The sequence below is a fragment of the Arthrobacter sp. H14 genome, assembly GCF_000520495.1.
GTDB lineage: Bacteria > Actinomycetota > Actinomycetes > Actinomycetales > Micrococcaceae > Arthrobacter_C.
In genome coordinates, this window is the sequence record NZ_KI914621.1 from 18,237 (window position 1) to 27,019 (window position 8,783).

Genomic DNA, 8,783 nt, shown 5'->3' on the forward strand with positions numbered 1-8,783 from the left:
AGGCATGCCTTGCCGCGGGCCGTTGACCTCGTGTCAAGGATGAAGTGCGGCGAGAGGAGCCCGACGATGGGCAATGTGGACAGTTTTGGTTCCAGGGGCAAGCTTGATGTGGCTGGTAGGGAGTATGAGGTTTTCCGGCTGGCTGCGGTTAAGGGTTCGGCGGGGCTTCCTTATAGCTTGAAGGTTTTGCTGGAGAATCTGCTTCGTACCGAGGATGGCAAGAACATCACGGCCGATCATGTGCGGGCTTTGGCTGGTTGGAATCCGGAGGCGGATCCGGATACGGAGATCCAGTTCACTCCGGCGCGGGTGTTGATGCAGGACTTTACGGGTGTTCCGTGTGTGGTTGATTTGGCGACGATGCGTGAGGCTGTGAAGGAGTTGGGCGGGGACCCGTCGCGGGTGAATCCTTTGGCCCCTGCGGAGTTGGTGATTGATCATTCGGTGCAGATTGATGTGTTTGGTTCGCCGGATGCGTTGGAGCGCAATATTGAGATGGAGTACCAGCGCAATGGTGAGCGGTACCAGTTTTTGCGGTGGGGCCAGGACGCGTTCAATGATTTCAAGGTGGTTCCTCCGGGGATGGGGATTGTCCATCAGGTGAATCTGGAGTATTTGGCGCGCACGGTGATGACGCGTGAGGTTGATGGTGTGTTGCGGGCGTATCCGGATACGTGTGTGGGCACTGATTCGCATACCACGATGGTCAATGGCCTGGGTGTGCTGGGTTGGGGTGTTGGCGGTATCGAGGCCGAGGCTGCGATGTTGGGCCAGCCGGTGTCGATGTTGATTCCGCGGGTGGTTGGTTTCAAGTTGACGGGGTCGATTCCGGCCGGGGCGACGGCGACGGATGTGGTGCTGACGATTACGGAGCAGCTGCGCAAGCATGGTGTGGTGGGTAAGTTCGTGGAGTTCTATGGTGAGGGTGTTGCTGAGGTTCCGTTGGCGAACCGGGCCACGATCGGGAATATGAGTCCGGAGTTCGGTTCGACGGCGGCGATTTTCCCGATTGATTCGGTGACGATTGATTATCTGCGGTTGACGGGCCGTTCGGCGGAGAATCTGGCTCTGGTGGAGGCGTACGCCAAGGAACAGGGCATGTGGCATGATCCGGGCAAGGAAGTGAAGTACTCGGAGTATCTGGAGTTGGATTTGTCCACGGTGGTGCCTTCGATTGCGGGGCCGAAGCGGCCGCAGGACCGGGTGGCGTTGACGAGTGCGAAGGCGCAGTTCCGTGATGATTTGAAGCATTACGTTGATCATGATGAGCATTACGGCACGGTCGATGAGGCGTCGGTGGAGTCGTTCCCGGCGTCGGATTCGCCGACGTTCACCCCGCATGAGCATCAGAGGGAGGAGGATCAGCCGCGGACGACGGTTTCGGCTGCTGCTTCGGCGCAGGGCCGTCCGTCGTCGCCGGTGCAGGTCCGCACCGATTATGGCGGCGAGTTTGAGCTCGATCATGGTGCGGTGTCGATCGCTTCGATCACCTCGTGCACGAATACGTCCAACCCGTCGGTGATGCTGGCCGCGGCGGTGCTGGCCCGGAACGCGGTCGATAAGGGCCTGGCGTCGAAGCCGTGGGTGAAGACCTCTGTTGCTCCGGGGTCGAAGGTTGTCACCGATTATTACGAGAAGTCGGGGCTGACCCCGTACCTGGAGAAGCTGGGCTTCTATCTGGTCGGCTATGGCTGCACGACGTGTATTGGTAACTCGGGCCCTTTGGCGGAGGAAATCTCTACCGCGATTGCCGATAATGATCTGGCGGTGACGTCGGTGCTCTCCGGTAACCGCAACTTCGAGGGCCGGATCAATCCGGATGTGAAGATGAACTACCTGGCCTCGCCGCCGCTGGTGGTCGCGTACGCGCTGGCCGGTTCGATGGACTTCGACTTCGATCATGAGCCGCTGGGCACCGATGCCGATGGGGCGGATGTTTTCCTGGCCGATATCTGGCCGGCCCCCTCGGAGGTGCAGCAGGTGATGGATGCCTCCATTGATGAGGAGATGTTCACCAACAGCTACGCGACGATCTTCGATGGCGATGACCGGTGGAAGGCGCTGCCGACACCGGAGGGCGACACCTTCGACTGGGCGGACGACTCCACCTATGTGCGGAAGCCACCGTATTTCGAGGGGATGGGCATCGACCCGGAACCCGTTGCCGATATTTCCGGTGCGAGGGTGCTGGCGATGCTGGGCGATTCGGTGACCACGGACCACATCAGTCCTGCCGGTTCGTTCAAGTCCGACAGTCCGGCCGGGCAGTACCTGTTGGAGAACGGGGTGGCGCGCAAGGACTTCAATTCCTACGGTTCACGCCGTGGTAACCACGAGGTGATGATCCGCGGCACGTTCGCGAACATCCGGTTGAAGAACCTGCTCCTGGACGGGGTCGAGGGTGGCTTCACCCGCGACTTCACCGCCGGTGGGGAGCAGTCGAGCATTTACGACGCCGCGCAGAACTACCAGGGCGCGGGCACCCCGCTGGTGGTGTTGGCCGGTAAGGAATACGGTTCCGGGTCCTCCCGCGACTGGGCGGCGAAGGGCACCGCCCTGCTCGGGGTCAAGGCCGTCATCGCCGAAAGCTTCGAGCGGATCCACCGCTCGAACCTGATCGGGATGGGCGTGTTGCCGCTGCAGTACCCGCAGGGCGAAAACGCCGCGAGCCTGGGCCTGGACGGCACCGAAACCTTCAACATTGAAGGAGTGACCGCGATGAACGATGGCGGCACCCCCGCCACGCTGAAGGTCACCGCCACCGCCGCGGACGGCTCCGAAACCAAAACCTTCGAAGCCGACCTCCGCATCGACACCCCGGGCGAAGCCGACTACTACCGCAACGGCGGCATCTTGCAATACGTCCTCCGCCAACTCGCAGCCGGGTCTGCGGCCTAGCAGGTCAAGCGAACGGGCCTCCGGAGCCGCCATCAAGGGCGGTCCGGAGGCCCTTCCTGTATCCAGCCGGACCCCGCAGGGCTGGACGGAACAGGCCGGCGGCATTTATTGTCCGGCGGGCGCGTTAGAGTTAAGAAGAGCCCAACACTGCTGCGTAACGTTGCCATAGTAGGTTTGCCATAGAGGAGGGACCGTATGGGACTACTGGAGACGATCAGTCATCCACAGGACCTCACGAAGCTAACCGAAGCACAACTGGACGCACTCAGCGGTGAAATCAGGCAATTCCTGATCACCAATGTCTCCCAGACTGGTGGCCACCTCGGCCCCAACCTTGGCGTTGTTGAACTGACTCTCGGCATCCACCGGGTCTTTGATTCACCCCGCGACAGCATCGTTTTCGATACCGGCCACCAGTCCTACGTGCACAAACTGGTCACCGGACGGCAGGATTTCTCCACCCTTCGCCAGCAGGGCGGCCTCTCCGGCTATCCTGCCCGTTCTGAATCGGTCCATGACGTCGTGGAAAGCTCGCATGCCTCGTCGTCGTTGTCCTGGGCCGACGGCATCTCCAGGGCACGTAAGCTTACCGGCGAGGTGGATCGCCATGTCGTTGCCGTCGTCGGTGACGGTGCACTGACCGGCGGTATGGCATGGGAGGCTATCAACAACATCGCCGCCGACAGGGACCGTCGGGTCGTGATCGTCGTCAATGACAACGGACGTTCCTATGCCCCCACAGTTGGCGGCTTCGCCGACCGGTTGGCGTCCATGCGTCCGGCGATCGACAAGGTGCGGACCCACCAAGCCTATGAGGGAACACTGGACTGGTGGAAGACGCGGCTGCAGGGTGGCGGTTCGGCCAGCCAGTTGATCTATAAGAGCCTGCACGCAGCCAAGAAGGGCATCAAGGACTGGTGGGCCCCGCAGGGCTTCTTCGAAGACCTCGGCATGAAATACATCGGTCCCGTCGATGGGCATAACCTTGAAGCGGTCGAGAACGCCCTGCAGAAGGCCAAGAACTACGGTGGACCGGTCATCGTGCATGCCATGACCGAAAAGGGCCGTGGCTATGCGCCTGCCCGGGCACACGAAGCAGACCAATTCCACGCGGTAGGCGTGATCGATCCCGAAACCGGCGCACCGGCCAAAACCGGCGGTGCCCAGTCCTGGACATCGGTCTTCGCCGCTGAAATCGCCGATATCGCCGATGAGCGGGAAGATATAGTCGGCGTAACTGGCGCCATGCTGATTCCGGTGGGACTGCACAAGTTCGCTGAACGGCATCCCGGGCGTGTCTTCGACGTCGGCATTGCCGAGCAGCATGCGCTGACCAGCGCCGCTGGCATGGCCTTTGGAGGCCTTCATCCAGTCGTGGCACTGTATGCCACGTTCCTGAACCGGGCTTTCGACCAACTCCTGATGGACGTCGCCCTGCATAAGGCCGGAGTGACCATCGTCCTCGACCGGGCCGGAGTGACCGGGCCCGACGGCGCCAGCCACCATGGCATGTGGGACTTGTCCCTGCTGCAGATAGTGCCTGGCCTGCATCTAAGCGCGCCGCGGGATGCTTCCCGGCTCCGGGAGGAACTGCGGGAAGCCGTCGCCATCAAGGACGCCCCGAGCGTGGTGCGGTATTCCAAGGGCAATGTCGGGCCGGAAGTCGCCGCCATTGAACGTCTCGACGATGGCGTCGACATCCTCGCGCGGCGGCCGGCCGGTTCCAGAGATAATGACGTCCTGATCGTCAGTGTGGGTGCGATGAGCGAACTTGCACTGGACATTTCCAACCGGCTCGGTGCCCAAGGCATCAGCTCGACCGTGGTTGACCCCCGCTGGGTGCTTCCGGTGCCCGGCTCCATCCTCGAAACCGCAGCGGCCCACCGGCTGGTCGTTGTTATTGAAGACGGCGTGCGCGCCGGGGGAGTCGGCTCCAGGATCCGGCAGGAAATGCGCAAAAAGGGCATCGACACCGCACTGAATGAAGTCGGTTTGCCGGTGGAATTCCTGGACCATGGCACCAGGGCCGAGGTCCTCGAACGCGTCGGATTGACGGCGCAGCAGGTGGCGCAGGATGTCGTGGCGCAGGTTCTGGGAACTAAAGTTCCCATTGCCCGGCCGCTGCCCTCCAACGTGGATTCAACCCACACTGGACAGCTCCCCAGGTTCCAGCCTTAGCAGATTATCCTGCGGAACCCGTCAGTACGGGGTGCCGGTTCTGCTTGTCGACCATCCGTTATTAACGAAAGCAGCGCCCCGCTTGGCTGCCGGCATCTGCCGGCCCAAGGCGGGGCGCTGCTTTCGTTGACTGTTGACGCTGCTGGGCCAATTACTCCTTGAAGTCCTTATCGCCCGGGTAGGCGGCTTTGTTCTTGGAGTCTTTATCGGCAGGCGAGTCGCCATTTGAGCGCTCAGCATCTTCGGCCATGGCGGCTTCACTGAACGGCACCTGATCAGGGGTGCTGGAAATTCCCCGCACCGGCCCCAAGCGGCGTTTCCGGAGCGGATCCCGCCGCAGGTCCATATACAGCGCCACACAAAGCCCGATAATGATCAGCACGAACGGAGTCGCAGCGAGAATAGTGAACGTCTGCAACGCAGGCAAACCACCAACAAACAACAGGACGGCGGCAACAGCCCCTGTCAGGATTGCCCACAGGATCACTAGTGGCTTCCAAGGTTCCTTACGGCCGTAAGAGGAAAGCGTACCCAATACGAGTGCTCCGGCGTCGGCGCCACTGACGAAGAAGATGGCTGTCAGGGCCATGACGAGTATGGCAGCGCCGATGAAGAAGGGATAGTTTTGCAACGCAGCAAAGAATCCTGCGGCCTCGTTACCTGCACCGGCGATATCCACGCCGTTACGCTGCAGATTAATACCGGCTCCGCCGAAGACCACGAACCAGAGCATGCTGACTGCCGTGGGGACCAGCAGCACGCCGAGGACGAATTCACGGATGGTCCTTCCGCGTGAAATTTTGGCAATGAAGGTGCCAACGAAGGGCGTCCAGGAGATCCACCAGGCCCAGTAGAAGATGGTCCAACTGGCCAGCCAATCCGTACCGCCGAATACTGCCGACTGAAAGCTCATTGGAACAAGACTGGAGAAGTATGCACCGATCGATTCAGGCAGCAGGTCCAGGATGAAAACGGTTGGTCCCACAACGAAGACGAACAGCAGCAGCACGAAAGCAAGGACCATATTGGTGTTGCTGAGCCACTTGATTCCCTTCGAAACGCCGCTTGCGGCAGAAAAGACAACACCAACGGTCAAGACGCAAATGATGATGATGGGCAACGCGGTACCCGGGTCATCTGCGAATTCCCCGGTACGAAGCAGGGTTAAACCGGCAGCAATCTGCAGTGCCCCCAAGCCGAGGGACGTGGCGGTGCCGAACTTGGTGCAAATGATCGCCAGGATATCGATCGGCTTTCCCCAGCCACGCCGTTCGATTCTGTCCTTGCCAAATATGGCTTGGAATGGTGCGCTCATCAGATTGCCCCGGCCCATCCGGAATGTGGAGTAGGCCAGTGCCAGTCCAACGACAGAGTAAATGGCCCAAGGATGCAGTCCCCAATGGAAGAATGTGTACGCCATTGCCGAACTGGCCGCCTCAGGGCTTCCGGCGGGGGCATCCACGAACGGCGGCGGAGAGGCCAAGTGGGTAACCGGTTCGTAAACGCCGAAGAACATCAAGCCGATGCCCATGCCGGCGCTGAACATCATGGCGACCCAGGACATGGTGGAAAACTCTGTACCCTCGCCTTCCTGTGCGAGCGGAATACGCCCGTACCGGCCGAATGCCAGCACAAGGGAGAAGACCACGAAGCCCGTGGCGGCCAGGATGAGCAGCCAACCGAACTTACCGGTGACCCAGCCCAAGGCCTGAGTGGCTGTTTCCCCGACTTCGGTGGTGAACGTGACACCTAGTATGCAAATGACCGTGATAATCCCGAAAGAGACACCGAAGACGACCTTGTCCACGGAGGCCCAGCCTTTGGCCGGAACTTTCTCCAAATTGTCGTGAACCTCCGGTTCGGAAGGCTCCTTTGATGTTCCGATACTCACTGTTACTCCTCGATAGTCGGGAAACCTCACTGGTATGAGTCGGCGGCAGCGGGAAGAACCTCATGTCTGGTTCCCGTGAGCAAACCTATGGTTAGTATAGTTGCCGCTATGACCGATGATATGAGAACCAACGAACCAGAATACTACACTCGTGGAGGTGACAACGGACAGACTCGTTTATCCGGGCACGGAGACCTGTCCAAGCTGGACAGTCTCGTCGCTGCATACGCTGAGTGCGATGAGGCAAATTCCACGGTCAGTGTCGCCATGGCAATGGGAGGACTGCCGGCCGATATTGTAAGAACATTGAGCAGTGTGCAGAACGACTTGTTCGATATTCAGGCCGATTTGACTGTGCCAACCGACTCGGATACCGCCAAAGTCAGGATCGTGCAGGGTCATATCGACCGGCTGGAACGGGCCATCGACCATTATGGCCAAGATGCGCCGGATCTTAGCGGCATGGTGCTTCCCGGTGGAACGGTGGCATCCGCACTGCTCTCTCAATCCCGCACCGTAGCTCGACGGGCGGAACGGGCTCTTTGGGCTGCTGTGGAGGATCATCCCCAGACTGTAAATCCGATGACCGCCCGGTACATGAACCGATTGTCATCCCTGCTGTTCGTCCTGGCACGTGGTGCCAATGCCGAACACGGCGATGTGACGTGGGCACCCGGAGTGTCCGTGGCGCCGGCTCACACCGATAGCGAAACGGACGCGGTGTTGTGAGCGCATTCCGACGGCTTGGCAATTCGGGACTGACTGTTTCGACGGTGGGACTGGGGTGCAATAACCTGGGCCGGACCGGTACCCCTACGGAAAACGCCCGCGGCGCAACAACCTTGGTCAACGCCGCTGTCGACGCCGGTATTACATTCTTCGACGTAGCGGACAGCTATGGCAAAACTGCCGGGCTCAGCGAGGAACTCCTTGGCAAAGGGCTGGGAAAAAACCGTGACGACGTCGTGGTCGCCACGAAATTCGGTATGGATTTAAGTGGCGCCAATGGCGCGGACTGGAATGCGCGCGGCTCCCGGCGCTACATCGTCAAGGCGGCGGAGGCATCACTGCGGCGGCTGAATACAGAGTGGATAGACCTGTATCAGTTCCACACGCCGGATCCCGAAACTCCCATTGATGAGACGCTTGCCGCCTTGGATGACCTGGTCACCAGTGGCAAAGTCCGCTACATCGGACATTCAAACCGGACGGGCTGGCAGATTGAAAGTCCGCTACATCGGACATTCAAACCGGACGGGCTGGCAGATTGCGGAGGCGGAATTCACCGCCCGCATGGGCGGTTATACCCGATTCATTTCCGCCCAGAATCACTACAACCTGCTTGATCGGCGGGCTGAACTCGAAGTGATCCCGGCAGCGGAGGCCTATGGTTTGGGAGTGCTTCCATACTTCCCGCTGGCCAATGGTCTGCTCACCGGCAAGTACCAGGATGGGAAGGCTCCGGCGGGAAGCCGGCTGTCACACTCCCGCAGGAATCTGCTCGAAGCGGCCGATTGGGAGCAACTGGGACAGTTCAGCTCGTTCGCCGCGGAACGGAATTTAAGCGAGGTGGAGGTTGCGTTCTCCTGGCTCGCGGCCCAGCCTGCCGTCGCAAGTGTCATCGCCGGCGCGACAATACCGGAGCAGGTGAAGATGAACGTGGAAGCTGCATCCTGGCAGCCGGACGAGCAGGACCTGGAAGAGCTGGGCAGGATCTTTCCACGGACACCGAAAACCGCCCTTTTCTAACCGGCGCTGCACTATTGTCATGATGTGGCAGTTCCGGCTCAGACCGTACGACGGCGGGCGGCGACGG

The 8,783-nt window shown here is 60.5% G+C and carries 4 protein-coding genes and 1 pseudogene; 4 read left to right on the top strand and 1 reads right to left on the bottom strand.

Annotation, left to right across the window (positions count from 1 at the left end):
- The first annotated feature begins 66 nt into the window (after positions 1-66).
- Positions 67-2,898 (top strand): aconitate hydratase, encoded by a 2,832-nt coding sequence (locus tag Y707_RS0102380; protein WP_026533892.1) that lies wholly within the window; start codon positions 67-69, stop codon positions 2,896-2,898.
- Between the two features lie 195 nt (positions 2,899-3,093).
- Positions 3,094-5,076 (top strand): 1-deoxy-D-xylulose-5-phosphate synthase, encoded by a 1,983-nt coding sequence (gene dxs / locus Y707_RS0102385; RefSeq protein ID WP_026533893.1) that lies wholly within the window; start codon positions 3,094-3,096, stop codon positions 5,074-5,076.
- A 151-nt stretch (positions 5,077-5,227) separates the two neighbouring features.
- Here dxs and Y707_RS22885 read toward each other — a convergent pair whose 3' ends face one another.
- Positions 5,228-6,967, bottom strand: a complete 1,740-nt coding sequence (locus tag Y707_RS22885) for a BCCT family transporter (RefSeq protein WP_253905030.1) — start codon at positions 6,965-6,967, stop codon at positions 5,228-5,230.
- A gap of 108 nt (positions 6,968-7,075) precedes the next feature.
- Between Y707_RS22885 and Y707_RS22890 the strand changes: the two genes are divergently transcribed.
- Together Y707_RS22890 and Y707_RS22895 are read left to right on the top strand one after the other, a co-directional pair.
- Positions 7,076-7,696 (top strand): cob(I)yrinic acid a,c-diamide adenosyltransferase, encoded by a 621-nt coding sequence (locus tag Y707_RS22890; RefSeq protein ID WP_253905031.1) that lies wholly within the window; start codon positions 7,076-7,078, stop codon positions 7,694-7,696.
- Positions 7,693-8,716, top strand: a pseudogene (locus tag Y707_RS22895) (aldo/keto reductase). Before Y707_RS22890 ends, Y707_RS22895 begins: the two are co-directional and overlap by 4 nt.
- Positions 8,717-8,783: the final 67 nt, after the last annotated feature.

What these genes read in the sequence shown, in the direction of transcription:
- dxs (WP_026533893.1), top strand. Translation starts at nt 3,094, where the DNA reads ATGGGACTACTGGAGACGATCAGTCATCCACAGGACCTCACGAAGCTA.
- Y707_RS22890 (WP_253905031.1), top strand. Translation starts at nt 7,076, where the DNA reads ATGACCGATGATATGAGAACCAACGAACCAGAATACTACACTCGTGGA.
- Y707_RS0102380 (WP_026533892.1), top strand. Translation starts at nt 67, where the DNA reads ATGGGCAATGTGGACAGTTTTGGTTCCAGGGGCAAGCTTGATGTGGCT.